The sequence below is a fragment of the Candidatus Njordibacter sp. Uisw_039 genome, assembly GCF_047730075.1.
In the GTDB taxonomy this organism is placed as follows: domain Bacteria; phylum Pseudomonadota; class Gammaproteobacteria; order Pseudomonadales; family Balneatricaceae; genus Njordibacter.
Map to the genome: position 1 here is coordinate 508,311 of NZ_CP159831.1, position 25,946 is coordinate 534,256.

Consider the following 25,946-nt stretch of genomic DNA (forward strand, 5'->3'; position numbering starts at 1 on the left):
CTTTTATAAATCAGGACCTAGCTCATGAATAACGTTTTACAGTTGATATCGAAGTTCCCACGAGCCGAGCTAATATCACAACCTACTCCTGTTGAGCGTTTAGATCGAATGTCCGATAAATTGGGCATTGATCTTTGGATGAAGCGCGATGATCTGACAGGCCTCAGTTTTGGAGGAAATAAAACCCGCCAACTAGAATATTATATTGGCGCTGCGGTAGAGAGAAAGGCTGATACTATTTTGATTACCGGTGCTGTTCAGTCAAATTTTGTACGAACAGCGGCCGCTGCTGCCGCAAAATTTGGCATGAAGGCCATTTTGCAACTTGAGGAGAGAGTTCCAAGTATGGGGCCTATGTATTACTCCTCAGGAAACGTGTTGCTTAGTAATTTTTTAGACGTTGAACTGATGTCTTTTCCTGAAGGAGAAAATGAAGCTGGAGCCGATGCGGCATTGGCGAAACGTGCAGCAGGATTAGTGACGAATGGGCAAATCCCGTTTATTATACCATTAGGGATTGATCATCCCCCACTCGGGTCAGTTGGCTATGTTAAAGGTGGCGCTGAATTGGCAGAGCAGATGTCAGATTTTGATGTTGGAATTGTTCCCTCTGGCAGTGGTGCTACACATGGTGGCTGGTTGACCGGCCTCCGTTTGTCAGGAATTAAAAGCCCAATTTACGGAATTTGTGTGCGCCGTGATGCGGTGCAACAAAAAGATAGGATGAACAAGGTCACTAATAAATTGGCCGAAATGTTAGAAATCGAAAGACCTTTTAAACAACAAGACATCCTCACGTGGGACGGCTCCTTAGCTCCTGGTTATGGCCAAGTTGGCCCAAAAACGCTACACGCTATCAAGTTCATGGTTCAAACTGAAGGCATAATGCTAGACCCTGTCTATACGGCAAAGACGTTTGCAGGTCTTCTTGGATTACTTGAAGAGGGCAAGATTTTACCCGGCCAAAAGGTTGTAATGCTTCATACAGGCGGACTACCTGCCATTTTTAGTTATCAAGAAACTTTGACAAATTAGCACTACCGTATACCAAAAATTAAAAGACTTATTGTACTGGAAAAATAACCAGCAAAATCACTTTACGATTTACGACTAAAGGGATTAGTTTGCTGTTTATTTCACTTCTTTATTGTTTTGCATCAGTAAGGTCTTAACCTATTTTAAAGGAAGAATATGACTAAAGTCTCTGGTGGGAAAAATATTTGCGGTGTATCAATCGGCGTTCTATCACTTGAAAGTTACTTCCCTAAGCCACCAGGGCACATCAAAAATCCATCGAGTCTACCCTTCACAATCTGTTATGAATTATTGCGGGGTATTTCTGTGCCTGACCTGCTTTACCGGCCCACACCAGCCATGGAGAACACTATTCTGGAGGCAGTTCATTCACTTGAGATGCAAGGTGTTAAAGCGATTACTGGCTCCTGTGGCTTTTTGGCCTTGTATCAACCCGCATTGGTTAAGGCTGTGAAGATTCCTGTATTTGCCTCAAGTCTCATACAGGTGCCTTTGGCGCACCAAATGACGGGGCAAAAGGTGGGCGTTATTACTGCTGATTCAACTGTTTTAAATAGCCATTACTTAAAAGCTGTAGGTGCTGATCATGTTCCAGTGGCTATTGCAGGCTTACAGGATAGTGAGGAATTTGCCAGTGTAATACTGCGTAATGAACGCAATGACATGGATCTTGAGTTGGTCGTAGAAGAACTTCTAACGGTGGTTAGGCAGCTACTTGAAACCAATCCAGATATTGGTTCGCTGGTATTGGAGTGCACAGACTTGCCGCCCTATGCCCACCGTTTGCAGGCTGAGTTTGGATTGCCAGTTTTTGATCTCACAACTCTCGCATGCATGGCTAATGATGTGGTGCAGCGTCAACCTTATAAGGGCTTTACGTAACGTCCGCTAGCTTGTTGCATCGTTTTTTTCTTAGTATGAGTTACAATCGTAACTCATACTAAATTAAGTGTTTTATCTTAGTGGGTAAAACGATAATTGAGTTTGCTTTCTAAACGGGAACATCTAAATGAAAAGTGGGCTTCATCAAAATTTAAAGGACTTACCTCATTGTCTAACGGGCCCATCAGCCTGGCTTGGCAAAGATATGGCACGCAACACCCAGGCTTGGTTATACCGCCTTACCACAGAAGATATTGCTGATTTGGAAAAAGCAGCTAACTCCTTTTTGAGCCTTGGCATTGACGTTGGTGAAATTACTAAAGAGACCTTTCCACTGACAACTTTTCTCCCGCACATTGATAGTTTAAGCAAAACACTCTTAAAAGGCGTTGGTGTGGAAGTTTTACGTGGTTTGAACATCTCAAATTACTCCCAAAAATTCACTGCGACTATTTTCTGTGGGTTAGGTTCTCACATAGGAAGAGCGCGTTCACAAAATGCTGACGGGCATATTTTAGGGCATGTTCGTGACGTTGGCGCAGATGCAAATGACCCGAACAGCCGTATTTATCAAACCTGTGATCGTCAAACATTCCATACAGATAGTGCCGACGTTGTTGGCTTAGTGTGTGTCAGAAAGGCAAAAGAAGGTGGGCGTTCTTTATTGGTGAGTGCTGAAACGATTTATAACCGCATGAAGGCAGAGCGCCCAGACTTATTGGAAAAACTGTTTGATCCAATAGCAACAGATCGTCGCGGTGAAATTCCTGAAGGTGAAAAGCCATTCATGGAAATACCCGTTTTAAGTTGGAATCAAGGCTATCTTACCGTTTTCTATCAAAGGCAATACATTGAAAGTGCACAACGATTTAGCGAAGCTATGGAATTAACCCCTAAACATATTGAAGCGCTAGATATGTTTGATGCCTTGGCAAACGACCCTGACCTTTATTTTGGCATGCAGCTGGAACCCGGCGATATGCAATGGGTATATAACCATTCTCAGCTTCATGATCGTGTGGGGTTTTTAGACTGGCCAGACCCCACCAAACGACGCCATTTAATGCGTTTGTGGCTGTCCATTAGTGGTGACCGCCCACTACCGGAATATTACAAGCAGCGTTATGGCTCAATTGAAATTGGCAATCGTGGTGGCATCATTACCAAAGAAACTAAATTGTATGCGCCATTGGATTAGACTGCTATGAATACAATTTCCCATTGTCAATTAATCGGTACTGGCACTGCCGGACTTTGCTTTGTTATTGCGCTTGTTAATAAAGTCAAACAAGCACAAGGACCTAAAAAACTAAAATACCAAGCCCTACTAGATTCGCTAATAGCTATCGAAGGTAATCACCAATCTGGTGGTGTATTGGATAGCTATCAAATCAATGCAAATACTGACGCTGACGAAATTGTCAGCTGCTTACTTGATGAAACGCCATTTAGCGATTTGCGTGATTATTATTTACAACAGCCTGAAGCACATCAACCATTGATAACTTTGCCCAAAGTGGGAAAGTTAATGCTTAAACCAATCACCAATATAATTACCTCATTGTTAGGCGATAATTTGCTGCTCGATACAAAGGTCACACATGTTGAAATCAGTAAAAATGAATGCAAAAGTTATGGTAGTAACAACCAGTTATTAGCACGCAGTCAAAAAATGGTTCTTTGCTGTGGTGGCAGAGAAGATTTATTAAAAGATCTTTTGCCATGGCGGCAAAAAACTGTTTTCACGGGCCCATTTTTGCAGATGAAAGATGCCAGTTTACTACCTCATCAGCAGGGTAGTATATTGATTGTTGGCTCTTCTCACAGTAGTTTCTCGGCGGCTTGGCGTTTGCTTAATGATCCAGTGCTATCATCATATGCCAAAGGTAGAGAAATAATCATGCTGCAAAGAAATCCGTTGGTTAAACTTCGTTGTACTCCAGAATTTGCGCATCAAAATCAATTGCCTTTTGATGCCATCGATGACGTATGTCCTGTCAACGGACTGGTTTACCGCAATGCAGGATTACGCAAAGACGCCAAGGCGTTATATCTCCAAATAAAAAAAGGGACAGAAAAACGTGTACGTCTTGAACCTATGGCAGCAATCTCTGATGCCAAATATTTATTGGATGATGCCGCACTGGTTGTCCAGTGTACGGGGTTCCGAGCAAACTTACCTAAAATTAGTCTGAACGGCGTTACCCAAAAAGTAAGGCAGCGTTCAAATTTTGGTGAATTAAGTGACATTAAATCTGGAAGATCAATACCTAACCTATTTGGCTTCGGCTTGGGTATTCAAATCATTCCTGAAGGTGATTATCGCGGAGAAAAAAGCTTTAATGGCAGTTCTGATGGTGTTTTACCATACCCAAATGCCGTCGCACCGGTCATTATCGACCAATTAATACACGATTGATTTAAATTAATAATCCTATCTAAAAACACCTGTAATTTAAGATTGACCCACTGCGACAAGAAGGCCTTCACCCACCAGCAGATGTATACTGCTTAATAAGAGTTATCGTTAACATAAGGAGTACGTTATGAGCATAAGTAAAGCAATGAAGAAGGCCGAGGACGACAAGGATGTTGAAGCGATGATGTCGTTCTACCACGAAGATTTTGAGTTTGTTAGCCACAAATTTGGCTCTAGCCTAACAAAGCCTGAATTCAAGGCGATGTGTATAAAAATGTTTGCTCACGCCAGCTTTGATAGACTTATGCACCGCGTCATCTATGAAAATGACGAAATTCTAGTGGTACACTTTGTAATGAGATTTCCTGATGGAACACGGGAGTCTGTGATGGCCGTTAATATGCTAGAGAATGGACAGGTGATCCGACAGGAGACTGGTGCTACGCCGATGAAGTAATAGAAGCATCTACAACCAAATGTATACTGTCTGGTAAGCACTGTCGTTAACGCGAGGATATATAGACGCGTATGAATAAATTATTAGTAACCTTAGCTTTCTTAATGCTCTTCAGTAATGGAGTTGCAGTTGCTGCATCGGAGATAGATTGGGATGAGATTAAAGATATTAAAACAACTGAGCCTACTCAATGTTATGAGGGGGCTATGATAATATTCGAAGGTTTGGGTCTTGGGAATGGTCAAATGGGCATGGCTTTAAGATTATGCGGTGGGGCAGAAGATGCCACGATGGTAATCGGCTGTCTTTTGAAATCGATTGCGTCTGTTGAAGAGGGTGGTCTGGGGGTTCCTTTAGGACTAGCTATAAAATTCTGTAAACAAAACGGGTAGGCTTTCTAAAAAGATTGACCTACGAAGTTCCGGAGAACCTCGCGGCCAAATAAGTCTTGTTAGTTATTGCTATGCCTTCCATTTAGGGCTGACACGTATTAATGCAAGTTTCCTACGCTTTGCCCATTGAGTAAGCATAAAGTGAGTAAATACAAGAAAGAATCCAGCGACACAAGCTATAGTGGTAATCATAAGAACTCCAATGTTAGCACAGAGATATGCGTTAGATTGACCTAAAGGGTTCTGAAGAACCCCCTTGGCCAAAGAAGAGTAGCGCTTAAAGGCTGGGCTTCGAGTACATCCTATCAGATATTATTTTACCAAACAGTAAAGCTTACATAGATTTACTTTATCTGGGTAGGTTATCCATGATGACCATTACGTAGAGCTAACCTAAAGACTACATAAAACAGGCGGTTACATCTAGTTGTCTAGTTGTCGCCAACTCTTTTATAAACACTTGGTAAACTTTGCTCAAGAATGGAGTTAATAGTTTGGAGACCGTATTGTCACTGAGGTTACTCTCTACCAAATCATACTGAACTGTTCAATCTTTGTTAGATTGGCTAGGCGTTCTAGAGGCTTGTCAGAGACAATGTGAAAAAGAAGCATTAAGCTTTCAAATGTTTCCAAATGCTAAGGACAGAAACGAGCCAAGAAACGACCCCAGTTTGGCTCAATACAGAGTTGGCTAGTGAGCCACCTCACGGGAAACCCAGTGACAACGGGGTATACGACATTTAGATAACGACCAGATACTCGTGAAGGGAGGTTATTCGGTAGAAAATATCGGTGTCAATGATTACATTCGATAGGGGTATCAATTTCAAGGTTCTTAAAACCACTTTAGCCTTTTTGATCTACTAATACAGATGTTTTACTAGCTTTAAACATCGCTCTAGCGCATGCTTTTGCATTATTTTGTATTAAAGGCCACCCGTGAGGATTTGTTATGAAACTGTTTAGAGCAATTAAGAAAGCCAATGAAGAAAGAGATATTGAGACGTTAATGTCGTTGTATCATGATGATTTTGAGTTTGTTCGCCATCAGTCGGGCACCACTCTAAAAAAGTCAGAATACAGGGTGCTTATTTCAGGTATGTTTGCTGAGACCAGCTATAAAGAAATTATGCACCGATGCATTTATGAAAATGATGATATTCTGGTGGAACACTCAGTAATGAGGTTTCAGGATGGATCGCGGGAGTCTTTGATTAGCGTTAAGATGCTAGAAAATGGACAGGTGATACGTACCGAAACTGGCGCTTCTTTAATGAAGTGATTGCCTCTCGCCTTTAACACTACTAACAAGAGTCCATTATTACACATGTACTTCTTAGTCTAGTGCGCCTAGATCTAAACTAACCTAATCAGTGGGCCTAGGGCTTATTGGCTAAGAAGTGTGCCTTGGGTGTAATACCAGCGATCGTCCTGCCATAAAAAATCACTATTTTCATGCAATCGGTAGGCTTGGCCGTGGATTTTATAACGCGCTATAAATTCTACTTGCCCCTGAGAATCTCCTTGGTTTCCATCATGGGTGGCAACAATTTTAAGCCCCAGCCATTGTTGTTGGGCTTCAAACTCTATGCTTTCAGGACGTGTGCTAGGGTGCCAAGTCTGTAGCAAGTAGTTCAGGTTATGCAGGTAAAAGGCTGTATAACGTGAACGCATTAACGCCACTGCCGTTTTAGCGGGGTGATTGCCGCTGAGCGCTGGATAACAACATACTTCAAAGTTCACACCAGAATTACAATAACAGTTGGTAGGTTGTGATTCGGTAGATCTCACCTATTTTTTGTTCATAGCAAGGTCTCAATGTCACGGGTAAGGGACCGAGACGTTGGTGATGTCCATGGGTTATATCGCTCAACCACCACACCGTTTCGATCAACTAAATATTTACTAAAGTTCCAGCTCGGTTTACCTTTTTGCTGTATCAGGTGCTGGAATATAGGGTGTGCATTATCACCCTTGACTTCGATGGTTTGGCTCATCAAAAAGGTAACACCAAAATTAAACAGGCAGATTTTAGCGGCCTCTTCTTCGTTTATAGCTGCTTGATTAAAGGCGTTGCTTGGGAAGCCAATAATGACCAGATCTTGGTCTTTGTACTCCTGATGTAATTCTTCTAAATCTCCAAATTGATTAGTAAAACCACAGTGGCTAGCCGTATTAACGAGCAACAGCGGTTTACCAGCTGTTACGGCACATAAATCTAACGGTATGCCTGAATGGAGTTGCTTAAGGTCGTGTTTGAGCCATGGCGCACATGATGCCAAGGCAGACTGTGAGGCAGATAGGCCGATGAACAGGCCAAATAAAACATGTATAACGTAAGGTGTAGGCATAATAAAAAAACTATCCAAGGTTGGTATATACCAATATACATAATCGTGATGATAAAGGCTTTGTTTTGGAACAATAAAACTTGATATGCTCAAACTAGCGATTTGATTTTACAGCAATGGACGAGTTAGATGAATTCATAATCCTTGTCTAAAGCAGTTCTATTATAAGACTTTGTACATATTTCCGTGGGTATCGAACACGTGGATGATATCATTGCTGATACTTAACAAACACAAGAAAAGGGATAAACTGCTGTGTCCACTCCAATAGCCACTTCAATACCTGCGCCAACATCCATGCCAGATGGAAACCCATCCTTACGCACCATTGCTATGCCTGCTGACGCTAACCCAGATGGAGATATTTTTGGCGGCTGGATTATGTCTCAAATGGACATCTCCAGTGGTGTATTTGCAGCCCACGTGGCCAAAGGCCGAGTGGTCACCGTGGCAGTGGATGCCATGACGTTTCATAAACCGGTGTATGTGGGTGACGATGTGAGCTGTTACTGCAGCGCCGCTAAGCGTGGTAATACCTCCATTACGGTCCACGTGGAAGCGTGGGTTAGACGCCATCATAGTGACACGGTAGACAAGGTCACAGAAGGAATGTTTACCTTTGTGGCGGTGGACAGCGACGGCAAACCAAAGCCATTACCTAGTGTGTAATGACTACTTTGCCTTTGGCTCTGCCCTTGGATAGGTATTCGAAGGCGTCAATGCTTTCGGTAAATGGATAGCTGCGGTCGATCACTGCTTTTATTTTTTCCTGTAGATACAAATTAGCTAACTCAGCGAGTTGAACACCATCAGAATTCATGAGGATCATGCGATATGTGGCGTTCTTTTTTACTGCAGCTTGGGTGATTTTTCTGGCCTTAAAGCTTAGAATTTTGCGGATGATAAAATTTAACCCAAGCTTTTTGGCCAGGATGTCGTCTACTTCTCCGTTTACAGACACTACCCGCCCGCCGTTTTTTATCACTTTAAAAGCATCAAGTGTGTAGACACCACCTAACGTATCAAACACCACATCAAAATCACTTACTTGCTCTAAATAGTCTTCTTTTTTGTAGTCAATCACCTGATCAGCGCCAAGCTTTTTAACGAGATCTACATTGGCTGTGCTGGTGGTTGTGGCGACAAAGGCACCTAAGCTCTTGGCCAGCTGGATAGCAATAGTTCCTACGCCGCCAGATCCAGCGTGAATGAGCACCTTTTCACCTGCTTTTAATTGAACAGTTGTTACCAGGGCTTGCAGTGCGGTGAGGCCCGCTAAAGGCATACTTGCTGCCTCTTCGTGGGTCATTTCTTGAGGTTTTAAAGCTGTGTGTTGTGCTTCTGAGGCTACATATTCAGCCATAGTTCCCACAAGTTCTTCGTCGATTCGAGATAGGACTGCATCGCCTACTTTCAAATTGCTGACGAGGTCTCCAACCTCCACCACAACACCACTGACATCACGTCCAATCCCTTGTGGAAAGTTTATTTTTTTGAAGGCTTTAAACTCACCTTTAAGCACTTTGTAGTCAAATGGATTGATGCTGGAGGCATGAACTTTAATGATGACTTGGCTTGGTGAGGCTTTGGGTGTTGCGATACTCTGGAAGGCGAGGCTGGTGCTAATATTGCCATATTTGGTCATCATTAAAGCTTGCATGTAAACTGTTCCGTGTTGATGTTCGTTTAGTTTTTTGTTGCTGATATGTATTATAGAGATTGGTTATATTTCTTGTAGAGGGGTAAAATGAGAAATATACTTGTCTAAAAGACAATAATAGGCACTATTGATTATGTGCTATGTAGGACAAACATGGATAAGTTACGCGCACTAAATTATTTTCTAAAAGTGGTTGAAACCTCTAATTTCACCCAAGCAGCAAAGGCTTTTGATGTGCCTGTCTCTTCTATGTCGCGGCGTATTAAAGATCTAGAGTCGGAGCTTGGGGTTGAGTTGTTTAAGCGTTCGACCCGAGTGGTGCGGCTCACAGAACAAGGCTCCTTGTATTATGATGAAGTGAAAGAGGCTATAGCGGCCTTGAGCCATGCTGATGAGTTGGTCAGTCTACAGACAAAAACACCTTCTGGCACTTTGCGAATCACCGCTACACCGGGTTATGGAGAAACTTGTTTGATGCCTGTATTGACCAGATTTAGGCGACAATACCCAGGCATTACCTTGGATATTCAGTTAACTGATCAAGTGTCGGACCTCACTGGTGATCAAATAGATATAGCTATTCGTGTAGGTGTGGAACCTCAAGACAGGGTGGTCTCTCGTAAATTATCAGATAATAATTTTGTGCTAGTGGCTTCGCCTGCCTATCTAAATACTCATGGAACGCCTCTAAATGTAGCGCAACTTAGTAGCCATCGCAGCCTATATTATAGAGGGCCAAATGCTGTTTTTTATTGGCAGGCTAATGTTAATGGCGAGTGGCGGCAGCTGAATAATAAAGCCAATATCATCAGCGATCATGGTGGAGGTATTGTTAAAGCTGCAGTTGAGGGAGATGGTATTGCTTTGCTACCTAAATGGGGTATTGAAAAGCAGTTGAGTGAGAACAAATTACAGGTGATCAACTTAAGTGATACTGAAGTGGTGATTAGTAGAGGCCCTGAAACAGGTATTTACTTACTCTACATTAAACCCAAATATCAGATCCAAAAAGTAAAAGTGGCGGTTGATTTTTTAATTAGAGAACTACGCATTATTTAAGCAATTATTATTAATAGTAGTGGTTGAACCTTGGGCGAATAACGATGATTATTCTGGACTGAATAAACAGGACACGTATGTTAGTCTAGCATTGATAAATTTGTTGGTAAGGGGATTTTGTGACGCAAAAAAACATACTTTTCATCATGTTAGATCAACTGCGAGCCGACGCCTTGTCTTGTTATGGTAACGGTGTGGTGGATACACCTAATATAGATCGTTTGGCACAGAAAGGTGTGAAATTTAACCGCTGTTATGTACAAGGTACCAGCTGTGGTAATTCCCGTGCCTCCTATTATACGGGCCGGCATGTGCGCTCCCACGGTGCAACTTGGAATGGTTGGCCGAACAGGGTTGATGAGTTGACCCTGGCAGATCATCTTGCAGCTTGTGGCATGAACACCTATTTGATGGGTAAAACCCACATGAAGCCAGATTTGGCCGGTATGCGACGCCTAGGTCTTGACCCAAAATCGGAGTTAGGGCGGTTTTTAAGCAATGCAGGATTCAGTCAAGGTGAGCATGATGACGGTCTGCACACCTTGGGTGTGGCAGGCGGCTACGGTAGTGGCACACCTGCTTATTTCGACTACCTGCGCGAGCAGGGGTATGCAGCACAAAATCCTTGGGCTACTTGGGCTAACGCCATGCAGGATGAAAATGGGGTGCTGCGTAATGGCATGTTTTTAAAACATGGACATTTGCCAACAAGGGTGGATAGCGCCCATTCAGAAACGGCCTACACCACTGAACGTGCCATTGAAATGATGCAACACATGGGGCAGCAGAACTGGTGTTTACATGTGTCTTATATAAAACCTCATTGGCCTTTGGCAGCCCCAGCGCCTTATCATCAAATGTACCGCGATGTGGACTTACCACAAGCGAGTAAGTGCGAGGCCCAAAAACACAACGCCCATCCCATTTATCAAGCCTTTATGGCGTTGCCACAAAGCCAAACCTATGCACAAGATGAGTATCGCAATCATGCTTTACCCACCTATTATGGTTTAGTGAAGGAAATTGATGACAATTTAGGCCGTCTGTTTGCTAGTTTAGAGCAACAAGGCCAAAACAAAAATACCATGATCGTGTTGACGTCGGATCATGGTGACTTCTTTGGTGACCACTGGTTAGCAGAAAAAGATCTATTCCATGACGTGGTGACCCGCGTGCCTTTGCTTATTATGGACCCTAGCCCCGCTGCTAATATGAGCCGTGGCACAGAGTGTGATCAATTAGTTTGCGCAATTGATCTAGTGCCAACCTTTGTTGATTGGGCCGGTGGTGAGCCCCAGTGGCATTGGTTAGAGGGTCAATCATTGGTGCCTGTGCTGCATAAAACTGTGGCCATTGACCGAGATTTTGTGGTGTCAGAATGTGACTATGGTGCTATGGATTTTGCTAAACAGTTAGGCCGTACTAGCAACAACTCCCGCATGACTATGTTGTACGATGGGCGTTATAAATATGTTCATTGCTTGGGTTTTAAACCCATGTTATTTGACTTGCAAGAAGACCCACAGGAGTTTTCTGACTTGGGTAGGGATGATGGTTATACTGCTGTTCGTGGGCAACTCAGCGAGCAGATGTTAGATTGGTCAGCTGGATTAAAAAATCGTGTGACCGTGAGTCAGGAAGCCTTCGGCCAGCGTTTAGGCAAGGCTGGGCAGGTGGGTATTTTAATTGGTTATTGGCAACAAGAAGATGTGCCTCAGGCTCTGCAATTGGAACCAGAAGTTTCGCCCATATGAATACAATGAGACAGCCAAATTTCCGTGAGGCCATTTTTCTCTCCCAACATATTCAAACCACCATGGATTTTTACCACCCCCAGGCTATTGACCCAAAAGGTGGTTTTTTCCATCATTTTCGTGATGATGGCAGTGTTTATGATGCTCAAACCAGACATTTGGTCAGCAGTACACGGTTTATCTTTAATTATTGTGAAGCAGCGCGTTACTTTGACAACGCAGAATATCTTGCTGCAGCACGTCATGGCTTAAATTACTTACGCAGCGCACATTTGAATTCTCATGATGGGGGTTACGCTTGGCTCATTAGAGATGGCCAGCAAGTGGATAAAACTAATCATTGTTATGGTCTAGCATTTGTTTTGTTGGCCTACTCATCGGCTGCAAAAGCCGGCATAACCAAAGCTCAAGACTACGTGCATGAAACCTTTGCACTGATGGAACGGCATTTTTGGTTGCCTGAACATGGCCTCTATGCCGATGAAGCGAGTGCAGACTGGCAAACACTTTCTGCTTACCGTGGGCAAAACGCCAATATGCACTCTTGTGAAGCGCTTATTGCTGCCTTTGAAGCCACGGGCCATGAGCCCTATTTAGACCGAGCAACACTACTTGCACACAATATTTGTGTGCGTCAAACCCAAACCACCCAAGGCCAAATTTGGGAGCATTATAACCGTGCTTGGCAGCCAGACTGGAATTACAATAAACACGACCCACAAAACCTTTTTCGCCCATGGGGTTATCAGCCAGGGCACTTCACCGAGTGGGCTAAACTGTTGCTAATCTTAGATCGCTATCAACCAAAACCATGGTTAGTAACAACTGCCAAAATTTTGTTTGACCAGGCTCTAGAAAAAGCGTGGGATCATGAGCATGGTGGCATCTGTTATGGCTTTTCTCCCACCGGTGAAATCTGTGACACTGATAAGTATTTTTGGGTACAGGCCGAGTCTATTGCTGCTGCTGCGTTGCTCGCTGAAAAAACCGGTGAACAACGTTATTGGGACTGGTATGAGAAATTATGGGCCTATGCTTGGGAACATTTCGTAGACCATGAAAACGGTGCTTGGTACCGTATCCTAACGCGTAAAAATAGCACCTACAATGACCTTAAAAGCCCTGCTGGAAAGACTGACTACCACACCATGGGGGCGTGTTACGAAGTGATTAATAGTTTGCGATTATAAGTTTGTTTATTGTCGATTTAGTGTCCTAGCTTTAATCATTTGAATGCTACTGTGGATAATATCAACCTGTATTCTATGAGTGGTTTTTACAGCTAATTAACTACCCCATTATCTACCAATAGTATTAAAAAGGAGCTCGCCTTATGCCAAGTAACCTTTCTGTCCGGCAGTTTTTATTAGATATTAGCTTTGACACTTTGCCATCAGCAGTCATTGAACAGGCAAAAGTTTGCTGTTATGACCTGCTTGGTGCGGCGGTAGGTGGCGGTCGTTCAGCCCCAGCATCCATGATTACCCGTCATGCGCAAGATCATTTTGCCGCAGGAGCCAACATTACTGCAGTTCAACCATTACTAGGTGGTGAAAGTATAAGCCCTGTGGGGGCTGCCTTGGTGGGCGCAACTATGATTGACGCGTTAGATTGTCACGATGGACAGCGAGAAGTCAAAGGGCATATAGGTTGTAGCATGCTGCCTAGCCTCATCGCTGTGCTAGAGTCCCAGTTGCGACCCGTGACGGGTCGTGAGCTAATTAGTTTGATTGTTGCTGGTTATGAAATAGGCACCCGGGCGGGGTTGGCATTGCATGGAACAGTGACTGATTATCATACTTCTGGTGCCTGGGGCGCGGTTAACTGTGCCGCATTAACGGCCCATGTTTTGGGTCTTAATGAAGAACAATTCAATCATGCTGTGGGTATAGCTGAATATCATGGGCCACGCAGCCAGATGATGCGGAATATTGACCATCCTACAATGCTGAAGGATGGTTCTGGCTGGGGTGCTATGGCGGGCACCTCGGCGGCATATATGGCAGCTGAAGGCTTTACTGGGGCACCTGCCATTACTATTACTGCTGATGATGCAGCTGCCTATTGGCAGGATTTGGGCCAAAACTGGCAAATCCTTAATCAATATTTTAAACCTTACCCTGTATGCCGTTGGGCTCAACCAGCCGTTGCGGCTTGCTTAACGTTGCGCCTGAAGCATAATTTTGATCCGAGTCAGGTAGAGCAAATTACAGTGTGGACCTTTCATGAGGGCGCGCGATTATTTAGTGATGTGCCTAGTGATTCAGAGCAAGCTCAGTATGCCATCAGTTTTCCGATAGCCATGGCTGTTCTAAAAGGTGCTATTAGCGCTGACGATGTTTACAGCGGCTTTAACGATGCCCAGGTACGAGACATGATTGGCAAAGTCACGTTAATGGAAGGTGCGGATTATAATGAGGTGTTTCCAGCTGAGCGCTGGGCCCATGCGCGTATACGCATGGCTGACGGTACAGAAATGGTATCAGAGCCTCATGAAGCCGTAGGCGACCCTCATAAGCCTATGAGCAAAGAGCAATTTCAGGACAAGTACATTAACTTATGTGAACCCGTGTGGGGCCTGCAAAAATCACAACAGGTGTTAGCCTATATTGAACATTTGGAAAAGGGTGATTTAGCTGGCTTGTTGGCCTTAATTCGCAGCTAATTAGACAGCTGGATGACTGGAATCATAGCGCCTAAGAAGTCGTCCGTTAAATGGCATCTAAGCTCATGACCATCGGACATTAACTTCATTGCTGGCAACTCCTTTTCACAAAGGTTATTAGCAACCTGTTGCTTGTGCTGGCAACGAGTTTGGAAAGGGCACCCTGATGGTGGGTTCATGGCCGAAGGAATATCACCGTCCAAGACAATGTGTTTACGCTTAATGCTAGTATCAGCAATCGGCACCGCCGATAACAAGGCCTCAGTATAGGGGTGATAAGGAGGACTAAATACTTGGTCTGTGCTACCCATTTCTACCACATGACCCAAATACATGACCATCACTCTATCAGAGATATAGCGAACGATTGACAGGTCATGACTAATGAACAGCATGGTGGTTTTATTTTTTCTTTGCAACTCCATTAACAGATCAGTTACAGCCGCTTGAACGGAAACATCTAACGCAGAAACTGGCTCATCGGCCACCACTACTTGAGCGTTGCCAGCAAAGGCACGAGCAATACCCACACGTTGTTTTTGGCCACCAGATAGTTGGCGTGGCTTACGCAGGGCAAATTCTCGAGGCAGTTTGACTAAATCTAATAGCCCCAACATTCTTTGCTCGCGGTCCTCCTCGTTGGTGCCAACCCTAAAGACTTCAAGGGCGCGTATGATTTGGCGGCCCACACTCATGGATGGGTTAAGGGTATCAAATGGGTTTTGAAATACCATTTGAATGGACGACACAGACTCAACCTCACGGTCATGGATCAAGGTGTTTTGAATGTCCTCGCCCAGTAAGTTAGCAGTGCCTGCGCTAGCTTCCTCTAAACCCAGTAACACCTTTGCCAGAGTAGACTTGCCACAGCCAGACTCCCCAACAATGGCCAGGGTTTCTGATTCACGTGCTTCAAAGGAGATGCTCTCGTTGGCCTTAACGACACGCTTTTCCCCGCTACCAAACAAAGCGCTCGCAGCAACTTCATAGTATTTTTGTAGCTTATCAACCTTAAGCACCACTTCACCTATTTCGGTGGATTGCCTATCTGCAGCTGCTACTGGGGGGTTGAGCCAGTCTATTTGGTTGATTCTTGCACAGCGTGAGGCGTGGCTATGATCGTCTATCAAAGACAGCATGGAAATCTCATTCTGGCCACATGTTTCAGCATCATAATAATTACACCGAGGGCCAAAGTTACAGCCATTGGGGCGCTCATGGGGTAACGGGAAGTTACCCGGGATAGTGACCAAAGGACGGGCGTTTTTATCAGCACCGGGCAATGGAATTGAGCGGAACAAAGCTTGCGTATAGGGATGGCGCATGCGCTCAAATACTTTTTCAATAGGCCCGGCTTCTATAGCCTCACCTGAATACATGACACAAATGTCATTACAGGTTTCCAGCACTAAACCAAGATTGTGGGAGATAAATAGCATTGAGGTGCCATACTTCTCACCTAACCCTTTGACTAGGTCAACGATGCCCGCTTCAATAGTGACATCCAGCGCAGTGGTAGGTTCATCAAGGATCAGCAACGACGGTTTTGACATCAGCGCCATGGCGATGACAATGCGTTGCTGTTGGCCACCTGATAATTGATGTGGGTAACTGTTTAAGATCCGCTCAGGGTCAGACAGTCGAACATCTTCCACCACTTGCATGGCCAGATCCCAGGCCTCTTTGGCAGAGCTCTGTTGATGGATCATGGGCACTTCCATGAGTTGCTTGCCGACTTTCATGGATGGATTCAAGGAAGCCATGGGTTCTTGATAAATCATGGCAATTTCAGAGCCACGCAAATGCCGCAGTTCTTCTTCGCTCATTGTGTTGAGCTCTCGGCCCTTAAATTTGATGCTGCCACCAACAATTTTGCCGTTTACTCCAAGGTCTTGCATCACGCCTAAAGCCACGGTGGATTTGCCGCAGCCAGACTCACCCACAAGACCCATAGCTTGGCCTTGCTCTACCACACAAGAGAAGTCCATCACTGCAGGAATTTCACCCAATCGAGTAAAGAAACTAATGGACAGGTTGTCTATTTCTAAAATAGGTCCATCGTAATCCCATTGTTGCATGATCCTGCTCCCTTAGTCTTTGAGTGACTGTTCGCGCAGGCCATCGGCCAACAGGTTGAGGCCCAGCACTAGCGACATTAATGCTAGGGCAGGAGGAATAGCTAGGTGTGGGTATATGGATAAGAGTTTGCGGCCCTCGTTTATGGTCATACCCCAGTCTGGGCTTTCTGGGCTAACGCCTAGGCCAAAGAAACCCAAGGTGCCTAATAAAATAGTGATGTAGCCGATGCGTAAACAAAAATCCACAATCAAAGGCCCTCGTGCATTAGGTAGAATTTCCCACAACATAATATACCAAGGTCCTTCTCCGCGGGTTTCGGCTGCCGCTACATAGTCGCGAGTTTTAATGTCCAGAGTTAGGCCCCTGACAATACGAAACACCGTAGGTGAGTTAACAAATACCACTGCAACAAAAATATTCAGCAGGTTAGGTTCCATATAAAAAACACCTAATGGATCCATATTAAAAGCCAGACCTGAATAGGCCCAAAAACCCAATACTAGTGTGATGGCGACATAAATATTACGCTTCACAGGCTGGGTATAAAATCGAGATTGAAATAACACAACAAACAATATAATAGGAAATACGAACAGTACTGCAGCCAAATAAATAGGTACACCAGTTGAGCGAATTTCTGGTGTGACTAACAAGAAAAATAACAAAATTACTGGGAAGGCTAGCACTAAATTGGACAAGAAAGATAAGATCGTATCCAACTTTCCAGATCTATAGCCGGCAGGTAGGCCTAAGGTGATCCCTACCATAAAGGCAAACACAGTAGCCGCTGGGGCAATAGTTAATACAGTGCGGCAGCCCATTACCACGCGAGAAAATATGTCACGGGCCAGGTTATCACCACCTAACAGGTAGAATGTACCTTCCACACCACGCACAGGAAAACCTATGCCTTTGTTTTTCATACCAGAAATTTGGGCTAAGGGGTCGTGGGTGATAATTAAATCAGCAAGGATAGCTGTTAATACCCAAAACAACACCAGTAGCAAACCCAAGGTGCCAACGCGGCTATCAAACAAGTGGCCATATAAGCCTAAGCGTTGTCGATAATAAGCAGAGATACTTAAAATTATGCCCATAGCAACCCATACAGGGATTAACTGGGTAAAAATGCCAATGGTGATTTGAAGTGCAGTTAATGCTTCCATCAGCGTGCCCTAATTGATACGAATACGTGGATTGAGGAATACATAGCCAATATCTGAAATTAACTGTGTGATGAGTACCACGAATACCGCCACCATCGAGCAGGCTAACAAGAGGTCGATATCATTGTTGGACGCAGCCTGAACTAGCAGCCAGCCAAAACCTTTGTAGTTAAACAAGGTTTCTACAATGACCACGCCAGTGAGGAGCCATGGGATTTGTAGCATGATTACCGTAAAGGGTGCGATTAACGCATTGCGTAAAGCGTGTTTAAGCACGATGTTGCTAAAACTAACACCCTTTAAGCGTGCGGTTCGAATATATTGCGCTGTCATAACTTCAGCCATTGAGGCGCGAGTCATGCGCGCAATGTAACCCATTCCATAGAAAGCCATGGTCATCACTGGTAAAGTGAAATTGGCAATGGTGATCTCATCCATAGCAGAAGTCGAAGAGCCTTTAAACCATCTTAAGCCCACTGCTGAACTAGCAAATATCACTACAAAGATAACACCGGAGACATATTCCGGCGTTGCGGTGGTGAGGATAGCAAAAGTTGATAAGTTCCGATCCGTGCGTGAACCTTCTCGCATACCTGCCAGTACACCAATAATGAGCGCCATAGGCACCATCACTAACATCACAAATAGCATTAACCAGCCTGTTAACCCAAGGCGTTTGCTAACTATGCTGGCAACATTGTCTTTAAATACTGTAGACCAACCCATGTCAGCCTGCAACACACCACAATAGTTGGCAATGAGATCCACACCGGGTTTTACACAACGACCTAACGTTTTGCCATCTTCTCTGACAAACACAAAACCGGGTGTTACCCCTAACCATTCGCCATAACGTACCAGTAGGGGCTGCTTATAACCGCGACTCTCCAGCCATTGTTCAACCTGTACGTCGGACATGCGCATACTGCCCTGAGTCTTGGCTAACTTCTCTAAATTGGGCTGTAAGTTGGTTAAGAAAAACACCAAAAAGGTTAGGCACAGAGCAGTCAATACCATCATGCCCGTTCGCTTAACAATAAATATCCACATGTGCAGTCCTGGGATGACTAGGGCAGAGAGGTGATAAAAAAGAGCAGGCTACTAGGCCTGCTCTTTAGAGAAAATTAGAGGGCCACAAAGTGGCCCAAGTGTGGGTTTAAGACCACCACATTTTTTCTAGATGAAACTCAAACGCAGGATGCATTTCGGCATTCATTAGGCCTGGCTTGTTATGCCGATATAAAGAACGCCAATATGGCTGAATAATGACGCCTTCATCTTGCATAATAGCCTCGATCTTGGCCATGATTTTGCGGCGTTCATCGGCGTCAGGAACCGCCATAGCTTGTGATAACAAACTATCAAACTCTTTATTAGCGAAACCAGCTTCGTTCCAAGCTTCACCACTGCGGTAGGCTAGTGCCAACACCTGCACACCCAAAGGACGTTGATTCCAGTTGGTGGAGGAGAAGGGGTATTTTACCCAGTCATTCCAGAAGGTAGAACCTGGTAAAATGGTGCGCTTAACCTTAATGCCTGCTTGGCGCAATTGGGCGGCCACGGCATCTGTGGTGTTGCGGCGCCAGTCGTCGTCGATGGAAATAAGTTCATGTTCATAATCCCCCATACCGGCTTCGTCCATCAGTGCTTTTGCTGCTGCACCATCAACCTTCTGGGCAGGCAAGGCTGCATACTCGGGATGAACTGGGCAAACGTGGTGGTTTTCTGCTGGTGTGCCATGGCCAGAGTAGCCAAGTTCTAAACATATATTATTGTCAACAGCCATCGCTAAGGCCTGACGTACGCGTTTATCAGCATAGGGCTTAATGCCATCCACTTCAGCCTGCTGATTAGGACGGATGACTATAGTAGCTGCCGTCACTGCTGACGTTTTTATCCAACCTAAGTCATCAAACATGCCGATAAATTCACCAGCAACGTCGTAGGTTATATCAAATTCATCCGCGTCAGCGCCGGCCACAATAGCACCGTAGTCAGTGCCATAGTCGATCATTTCAATACGGTCAAGGTATGCCCCTTCGCCCCACCATGAATGGGACTCATTGCGCACCAACACGGCCTTAACACCCACCTCGAGACTTTCAGGAGAGTATGGGCCAGTACCTATGGCATTGCCTATCATATTATCACTGTCATGGCTTGAATGGACAATAGCTGCAGGGTAGTCAGTCATGCCTGGAATAATAGAAATATCTGGAGCCAAAAGATTGAGCTGCACGGTATGGCTATCCACCACTTCAATGGCGCCTGCTCGTGCTTTGCCGGTATCGGCATCTAGTAAGGAATTCATACGACCCGCCATGGAGTTGCCTTCCACGCTCTTGTCACACCAACCAGTCATATTGCGAGCCACGTCATCGGCAGTGAAGGCATCGCCATTATTCCAGGTTACGCCCTTGCGCACGTTAAGTGTGAAGACAGTGGCATCGTTGTTGGCTGACCAACTTTCGAGCAATTGGCCTTCCATAGTGCCATCAGTATTGATACGTACTAGGTATTCTAACCAGCCACGGCTGAAGTTGGCTATTTGGGACCAGTCATAGGTGCGTGGGTCTTTCATGGCCCGGACTTCCGTTTGATAACGCAAGGTGCCACCCATTTTAGGCGTGCCGGCCATGGCCATTGGCGCGACTAAACCAATCATGCTGTATGCCGCAATTGCGCTGGCACCCAAGGCAGAGGCACGTACAAAAAATTCTCGACGTGAAAGTTGGCCTTGTAAGTATTCATTTTTATACATGTCAACAACGGGATGCGTTGCTTTACCTATGTCAGTGGACTTCGTCATTCTATACTCTCCGGTTGTTATTGTTACGGACGATAAGGTCCGATTTTTTAGTCTAATGTTAGACTTTTTTCACAGCTGAATATGATAGTTTAGCCTATTACTCAGAGGCACCAATACACCGTGGTAGGCCAATCTCTGCGCGCTAAAACTGCCTGCAGTTGGCTCAAAGCCGTCTGCTTCAGTTATTTCTTAGAGCTCACGCATTCTCCAAGCCCTTTAAGTTCTACAGATCATTTACACCCTTGTCAAATTTGCACCCATACCAAATAAGTATCTATGGCAGCACATTACGGCTCATTAAATTAACCTGAGGCATAATACATAGCCTCTCAAGTAATGGGTTTATACCATACACGATAGCATTCAAGAGATTACAAACTGGAGACTGAATCGACAATAAGTGGAATTAGCTTTTTCATAATGATATCCCATCTTTTTTATAATGTACGAAAAATCTACATCCGCCAACAATAACGCCTTGATTAGTCCCTGGTGGATAATAAATAATTTGGTTCTTGCTAAAACTGAGACTTTTAACCTCCTAAAGTAGGACTAGGTAATTTGTCTCTTGTACGTTCTTGCCGAGGTGATATTAAAAATTTTGATCGGTAGCATTTTGCCAAATAGGAAGTCGAATTAAAACCACAGGCGGTAGCAATAGCAAAGGTAGAAAGACTGGTTTGTTGTAAAAGTAGTTGGGCTTTGTTGAGTCTTAAATCTAGGTAATACTGCGCAGGCCTTAGGCCGAAATGATGTTTAAATAGTCGCTCCAACTGACGCAAAGATAAGTTTGATTTGCTGGCAATCTGTGCTTGAGACATAGGATCTTCAGTGCAGCTCTGCATTAACTCAATAGCTTTGATTAGCGCTGGGTGATGAATGCTTAGTCTAGTTTGGGTAGCCATGCGCTGGTGTGCATGGGCATCACGGATGCTAGGGTGAATGCATTGCTCTGCCACGTCCTTTGCCAGTTTCAGGCCATGTTGTTGGGTGATGAGTTGGAGCATCATATCAAGCCCTGATAAGCCGCCTGAGCATGTCATGAAGTGGGTATCCATTTCATACAATTCACCAGTAATATTTAACAAGGGGAACTCTTCCTTAAAACTGTCAATGTTTTCCCAGTGGATGGTGCAGGGGCTTTGGTTTAGTAATTTGGCTCGAGCCAGCAACAAACTGCCAGTTGACGTAGAGCCTAAGGTGATGGAGAGGCGTGATAAGCGCCTCAACCATCGGCTGAGGACTGGGTCATCATGGTTTTCTACATCGATGCCTGCTACAACGATCAGGGCATCTAAATCTTCTGTATCTGCCATCTCACGAGTGGCAGCAACGTCTATACCGTTGCTTGCTCTCACCGGTAGGTAGTCTTTGCTGTAAAATGACCACTCATACAAATTACACTTGCTAAGCCGGTTAGCTATTCTCAGCGGCTCAACAGCAGCTGACATGGAGAGCATGGAGAACTGAGCGATAAGGAAAAATCCAATCTGCGTTGGATTACTGGCGTAGTTTGGTTGCATGTTGAATCCTCTGACAAGCTTAGGGTATCGGTCAATTTATGTTTATACAACTTTTAATTCCGCTTATTGTCGATTTAGTTTCTTTTTTTTAATCTTTTGAATGCTATCGTGTACGTTACAAACCCGTTACTAAGAGGCTATTTATTAGGCCTCAGGTGAAATTAATGAGCCGTATTGCTGGTCGCCACCGCAGAGTCAAACAAGAAACAATTAATCCATGTGCTATTCCCCAGCTCGAGCGACAGGTAAAACGTAACCGCTTTGCACCTATCGCAGCCTTGGAACCAGAGCAAGTGGAGCTTATCCACCAAGCGTCGATGGACATACTTGAACAGTTGGGCATCGAAGTTATGGGTCAAGAAGCTCTAGACTTATTCAAGCAGGCTGGGGCAGACGTTGATGATGCTGGTGTGGTGCGAATGGATCGCGCGCTGGTAATGGAATGTATCAGCAAAGCGCCTGCGCAATTCACCCTAACCCCACGTAACCCAGACAATGCCTTGGAGATTGGATCCAACGTGATCCATTTTGGGTTGACCTCTGGCCCCCCCAACGTGCACGACTGCGTGAATGGTCGCCGCCTTGGTAACTTTGCAGATTATGAGCACATGATCCGCTTTGGACAGTACTTTAATGTTATCGATTTTTTTGGCAACCAGGCTTTGGCACCAACGGATTTACCACCTAATACTCGGCATCTAGACACCACTTTTGCCACTCTAACTCTAGCTGATAAGGTGTTTCTTGCCCAAGGCATTGGTGCAGGCCGTGTCAAAGATGCAGTTGCCATGAACGCAATTGCCAATGGCATGAGCTTGCAAGAGCTGGCTCAAAATCCCGCTACCATGACCAATATTAATATTAACTCACCACGCAAATTGGATGACAGTATGGCCTATGGTGCTATGCAAATGGCAAAAATGGGTCAGGCCGTCACCGTTACTCCATTTACCCTCATGGGGGCGATGACACCAACCACCATGGCTGGTGCTTTAGCACAACAAAATGCCGAGGCATTGCTGGGCATTGCCTTGGTGCAGTTAACCAAAGCAGGTGCTCCAGTCGTTTATGGTGGTTTTACTTCAAACGTAGATATGCGTTCTGGCGCTCCAGCCTTTGGCACACCAGAAAATTGCCTAGCCAACATGGCGAGTGGACAAATGGCACGACGATATAACTTGCCTTATCGGACGAGTGCCTGCAACGCCTCTAATGCAGTGGATGGTCAGGCGGTATATGAAACCCAAATGGCTTTGTGGGGCTCTGTCATGGGTCATGGAAATTTGATTTATCATGCCGCCGGTTGGTTAGAAGGTGGTTTGGTCGCGTCGTTTGAAAAAATTGTTATGGATTGTGAGATGCTCCAGCACATGGCAGTAATGTTGCAACCCCTAAAAATTGACCGCATAGAAATTGGTATTGAAGCGATGGATGAAGTGGGGCCTGGTGGGCATTTCTTTGGTTCCAGTCACACCATCGAACGCTATAAAACCGCTTTTTATCAACCCTTTTTGAGCGACTGGAAAAATCACGAAAGCTGGGTTGAAGCTGGGTCTAAAGATGCTACTATGCGGGCTACAGAAATTTGGCAGAAAATTTTAGCTGAATTCGAACCGCCAAAACTTGATTTGTCTCGGCGTGAAGAACTTGAAGCCTATGTGGCTAAGCGCAAAGAAGAACTGGGTAGGGCTGAACCTATGCTGGAACCGATCGAAATAGATTAGCATCGCCTTATATAGACAGTTTTAGGAGTTTTTATGTCGCGCATTACCTCCACTGAAGCAGATGCCAAGCAGATGATAACGTGGCTTGAAAGCAAGTATGACACTGAGTCGGTTGCCAGTTTTAAGGCTGGCCCAGGTATTCAAAAGTTGCAATTAAAGTTTGATATCGACAAGTTACGCCAGTGTTATCATGACATGCAAGATCAACTGGAAGACTTAGGTTCAGGTTTTCATGTAATGGCCCTAACGCGGCGCCCGGGTGTCGAGCACCCCACTCCCGAGGACAACTGCGGTCGGTTTTGGACTAGAGTGGATGACAGCTATGCTGAAGTCCCTCGAGACATTATGGTTGATGAGTCAGCGTATAGTGAGTTTAATCCACTATTTGCAGACACTTATTTAGCCGAAGTTTATGAGCAGCTTATCGCTCGATTTCCCATTGGTCGTATGAGAGTGTTAGGGAAAGATCCTTATAATTGCAATTCTTGGCATCGAGATCCAGAGCCGCGTTTGCACATTCCTATTATCAGTAACCCCGGCTCTTTATTTGTCGTCAACCACCATTGCACTCACTTACCTGCCGATGGTTCGGTTTATTTTACTGATACTCGTGGCTATCACACGGCGTTAAATGGGGGTGAAGAATCTAGAGTACATATTGTGGCAGCGCTACCTTATGCTGGGCAGCAGGTCAGTGACCTACAAGCGTTAGGAAAACAGGTCTAAATTATGACATCACACTACCCATCGGCAGAAACACGAAGCTCTATCAGCAGTCCGATTACCATTGATCTGCGCAGTGATACCGTTACGCAGCCCAGCCATGCCATGCGCCAGATTATGGCAGACGCGCAAGTGGGGGATGATGTGTATGGTGATGACCCCAATGTTAACGCCCTCGAGCACGAAACTGCCGAGTTATTAGGCAAACAATCGGGCCTATTTTTACCCAGTGGCACTATGAGTAACTTAGCTGGCGTGTTGGCCCATTGCCAGCGGGGTGAAGAGGTTGTGGTGGGTGATAAATACCATATTAGTTGTGATGAAGCGGCTGGTGTAGCAGTGCTGGGCAGTGTGGCTATGCACGCACTGCAAACGGATGCATTCGGGCGTTTTGACCTTCAACAACTAAATGCTGCTGTGAAACCAAATGATTACCACTGTCCTATGACGCGGCTACTGTGTCTAGAGAACACAGTGGGGGGCTGCATTCAAGATCAAGATCATATTGATGCTTTGGTTGACTGTGCCAAATCACATGGGCTTGCTACACACATGGATGGCGCTAGATTACTTAATGCTGCAGTAGCCCAAAATGTGCCTCCAGCTCGGCTAGTTCAGTCTATTGACACAGTATCCTTGTGCTTATCTAAAGGCTTAGGTGTGCCTTTGGGCTCGGTGTTAGTGGGCCCAAGTATAGTCATTGAAAGAGCACGTAGGCTGCGTAAAATGCTAGGTGGGGGAATGCGTCAAGCAGGTATTATTGCAGCAGCGGGCAGGTATGCCTTACAGCACAATGTGGAGAGGTTAGCGCAGGATCATAAACGAACACAGGAACTCGCCACAGCGCTTAAAGGCCTGCAAGGGTTACATTTTGACCGGGCTCGAGTACAAACTAATATGTTGTTTTTGCAATCGCCACAAATGCCCGCCTTAGCCAGTTATCTTGCACAGCGTGGTATTGCCATCACCGCTATTGGGGAAAGTGCTCGTATTGTTTTGCACATGCAAATCGATGATGCTGCTCTGCAGCAGATTACTGAGGCGATACAGGGTTTTTTTACCACGAGTAACTTACCCCAGTATGTAGAGCAGGTGTAGACTAAAGGCTCAACATATCAACCATCGTAAAAATTTTAACTCTAAGTTAAGGCCTAATGCACGGGCTCACTGAGGTCCGATTGATACTGCAAAGCTACTAAAGGTTTGCCTATTACCTCATTATCATGATAATACTAACTGCTGCATCAT

General features: G+C 45.0%; 23 protein-coding genes. 15 read left to right on the forward strand and 8 right to left on the reverse strand.

From position 1 onward, the window contains the following. The first annotated feature begins 24 nt into the window (after positions 1 to 24). The 7 genes from ABXT70_RS02390 to ABXT70_RS02420 all read left to right on the forward strand — a co-directional run bounded on the left by ABXT70_RS02390 (position 25) and on the right by ABXT70_RS02420 (position 6,467). Complete coding sequence (locus ABXT70_RS02390) at positions 25 to 1,035, forward strand: D-cysteine desulfhydrase family protein (protein WP_443641585.1); 1,011 nt, start codon at positions 25 to 27, stop codon at positions 1,033 to 1,035. A gap of 156 nt (positions 1,036 to 1,191) precedes the next feature. After that, positions 1,192 to 1,917, forward strand: coding sequence for an aspartate/glutamate racemase family protein (locus ABXT70_RS02395; protein WP_443641586.1), 726 nt, complete (start codon positions 1,192 to 1,194; stop codon positions 1,915 to 1,917). Positions 1,918 to 2,122: 205 nt separating this feature from the next. After that, positions 2,123 to 3,115, forward strand: a complete 993-nt coding sequence (locus ABXT70_RS02400; RefSeq protein WP_443641587.1) for a TauD/TfdA family dioxygenase — start codon at positions 2,123 to 2,125, stop codon at positions 3,113 to 3,115. Between the two features lie 6 nt (positions 3,116 to 3,121). After that, a complete protein-coding gene (locus tag ABXT70_RS02405) occupies positions 3,122 to 4,336 on the forward strand; it encodes a hypothetical protein (protein ID WP_443641588.1) in 1,215 nt (404 codons plus the stop codon). A 127-nt stretch (positions 4,337 to 4,463) separates the two neighbouring features. Next, on the forward strand, positions 4,464 to 4,793 hold the full coding sequence (locus ABXT70_RS02410) for a nuclear transport factor 2 family protein (protein ID WP_443641589.1): 330 nt from the start codon (positions 4,464 to 4,466) through the stop codon (positions 4,791 to 4,793). 71 nt (positions 4,794 to 4,864) lie between these two features. After that, positions 4,865 to 5,185: a hypothetical protein gene (locus tag ABXT70_RS02415; protein ID WP_443641590.1), complete on the forward strand. Its 321-nt coding sequence runs from the start codon at positions 4,865 to 4,867 to the stop codon at positions 5,183 to 5,185. Between the two features lie 952 nt (positions 5,186 to 6,137). Next, the gene (locus ABXT70_RS02420) at positions 6,138 to 6,467 is read left to right on the forward strand and encodes a hypothetical protein (protein ID WP_443641591.1); all 330 of its coding nucleotides are present in this window, start codon (positions 6,138 to 6,140) and stop codon (positions 6,465 to 6,467) included. Between the two features lie 104 nt (positions 6,468 to 6,571). On the opposite strand, the gene ABXT70_RS02425 is transcribed toward ABXT70_RS02420, so the two are convergent. Both ABXT70_RS02425 and ABXT70_RS02430 read right to left on the reverse strand, forming a co-directional pair. Then, positions 6,572 to 6,928 (reverse strand): YchJ family protein, encoded by a 357-nt coding sequence (locus ABXT70_RS02425; protein ID WP_443641592.1) that lies wholly within the window; start codon positions 6,926 to 6,928, stop codon positions 6,572 to 6,574. Between the two features lie 59 nt (positions 6,929 to 6,987). Then, positions 6,988 to 7,536, reverse strand: coding sequence for a glutathione peroxidase (locus ABXT70_RS02430; protein ID WP_443641593.1), 549 nt, complete (start codon positions 7,534 to 7,536; stop codon positions 6,988 to 6,990). A gap of 255 nt (positions 7,537 to 7,791) precedes the next feature. On the opposite strand from ABXT70_RS02430, the gene ABXT70_RS02435 reads away from it, so the two are divergent. Continuing rightward, the gene (locus tag ABXT70_RS02435; RefSeq protein WP_443641594.1) at positions 7,792 to 8,205 is read left to right on the forward strand and encodes an acyl-CoA thioesterase; all 414 of its coding nucleotides are present in this window, start codon (positions 7,792 to 7,794) and stop codon (positions 8,203 to 8,205) included. On the opposite strand, the gene ABXT70_RS02440 is transcribed toward ABXT70_RS02435, so the two are convergent. Continuing rightward, positions 8,195 to 9,196 carry an NADP-dependent oxidoreductase gene (locus tag ABXT70_RS02440; RefSeq protein WP_443641595.1) on the reverse strand — a complete coding sequence of 334 codons (1,002 nt, stop codon included), beginning with the start codon at positions 9,194 to 9,196 and terminating at the stop codon, positions 8,195 to 8,197. The two genes, ABXT70_RS02435 and ABXT70_RS02440, sit on opposite strands and share 11 nt — an antisense overlap. A gap of 153 nt (positions 9,197 to 9,349) precedes the next feature. Between ABXT70_RS02440 and ABXT70_RS02445 the strand changes: the two genes are divergently transcribed. The 4 genes from ABXT70_RS02445 (at position 9,350) to ABXT70_RS02460 (ending at position 14,674) form a co-directional block, all read left to right on the forward strand. Continuing rightward, a complete protein-coding gene (locus tag ABXT70_RS02445; RefSeq protein WP_443641596.1) occupies positions 9,350 to 10,255 on the forward strand; it encodes a LysR family transcriptional regulator in 906 nt (301 codons plus the stop codon). 119 nt (positions 10,256 to 10,374) lie between these two features. Then, complete coding sequence (locus tag ABXT70_RS02450; protein WP_443641597.1) at positions 10,375 to 12,009, forward strand: sulfatase-like hydrolase/transferase; 1,635 nt, start codon at positions 10,375 to 10,377, stop codon at positions 12,007 to 12,009. Next, positions 12,006 to 13,199 (forward strand): AGE family epimerase/isomerase, encoded by a 1,194-nt coding sequence (locus tag ABXT70_RS02455; RefSeq protein WP_443641598.1) that lies wholly within the window; start codon positions 12,006 to 12,008, stop codon positions 13,197 to 13,199. The genes ABXT70_RS02450 and ABXT70_RS02455 overlap by 4 nt, the downstream gene beginning before the upstream one ends. Before the next feature lie 143 nt (positions 13,200 to 13,342). Continuing rightward, entirely contained in the window at positions 13,343 to 14,674 is a 1,332-nt protein-coding gene (locus ABXT70_RS02460) for an MmgE/PrpD family protein (RefSeq protein ID WP_443641599.1), read from the forward strand. On the opposite strand, the gene ABXT70_RS02465 is transcribed toward ABXT70_RS02460, so the two are convergent. From ABXT70_RS02465 to ABXT70_RS02485, 5 genes are all read right to left on the reverse strand, one after another. After that, positions 14,671 to 16,752 (reverse strand): dipeptide ABC transporter ATP-binding protein, encoded by a 2,082-nt coding sequence (locus ABXT70_RS02465; RefSeq protein WP_443641600.1) that lies wholly within the window; start codon positions 16,750 to 16,752, stop codon positions 14,671 to 14,673. The two genes, ABXT70_RS02460 and ABXT70_RS02465, sit on opposite strands and share 4 nt — an antisense overlap. A gap of 12 nt (positions 16,753 to 16,764) precedes the next feature. After that, positions 16,765 to 17,919, reverse strand: a complete 1,155-nt coding sequence (locus ABXT70_RS02470; RefSeq protein WP_443641601.1) for an ABC transporter permease — start codon at positions 17,917 to 17,919, stop codon at positions 16,765 to 16,767. A gap of 9 nt (positions 17,920 to 17,928) precedes the next feature. Continuing rightward, on the reverse strand, positions 17,929 to 18,969 hold the full coding sequence (locus tag ABXT70_RS02475) for an ABC transporter permease (RefSeq protein ID WP_443641602.1): 1,041 nt from the start codon (positions 18,967 to 18,969) through the stop codon (positions 17,929 to 17,931). 106 nt (positions 18,970 to 19,075) lie between these two features. Next, on the reverse strand, positions 19,076 to 20,728 hold the full coding sequence (locus tag ABXT70_RS02480) for an ABC transporter substrate-binding protein (protein ID WP_443641603.1): 1,653 nt from the start codon (positions 20,726 to 20,728) through the stop codon (positions 19,076 to 19,078). Between the two features lie 533 nt (positions 20,729 to 21,261). Next, a complete protein-coding gene (locus tag ABXT70_RS02485) occupies positions 21,262 to 22,251 on the reverse strand; it encodes a GlxA family transcriptional regulator (protein ID WP_443641604.1) in 990 nt (329 codons plus the stop codon). A gap of 164 nt (positions 22,252 to 22,415) precedes the next feature. Between ABXT70_RS02485 and ABXT70_RS02490 the strand changes: the two genes are divergently transcribed. From ABXT70_RS02490 to ltaE, 3 genes are read left to right on the forward strand one after another with little or no spacing between them, the layout of a single operon-like run. Then, positions 22,416 to 23,975 (forward strand): trimethylamine methyltransferase family protein, encoded by a 1,560-nt coding sequence (locus ABXT70_RS02490; RefSeq protein ID WP_443641605.1) that lies wholly within the window; start codon positions 22,416 to 22,418, stop codon positions 23,973 to 23,975. A gap of 33 nt (positions 23,976 to 24,008) precedes the next feature. Further along, positions 24,009 to 24,701: a hypothetical protein gene (locus tag ABXT70_RS02495; RefSeq protein ID WP_443641606.1), complete on the forward strand. Its 693-nt coding sequence runs from the start codon at positions 24,009 to 24,011 to the stop codon at positions 24,699 to 24,701. 3 nt (positions 24,702 to 24,704) lie between these two features. Next, positions 24,705 to 25,796 carry a low-specificity L-threonine aldolase gene (gene ltaE / locus ABXT70_RS02500; RefSeq protein ID WP_443641607.1) on the forward strand — a complete coding sequence of 364 codons (1,092 nt, stop codon included), beginning with the start codon at positions 24,705 to 24,707 and terminating at the stop codon, positions 25,794 to 25,796. Positions 25,797 to 25,946 lie beyond the last annotated feature (150 nt).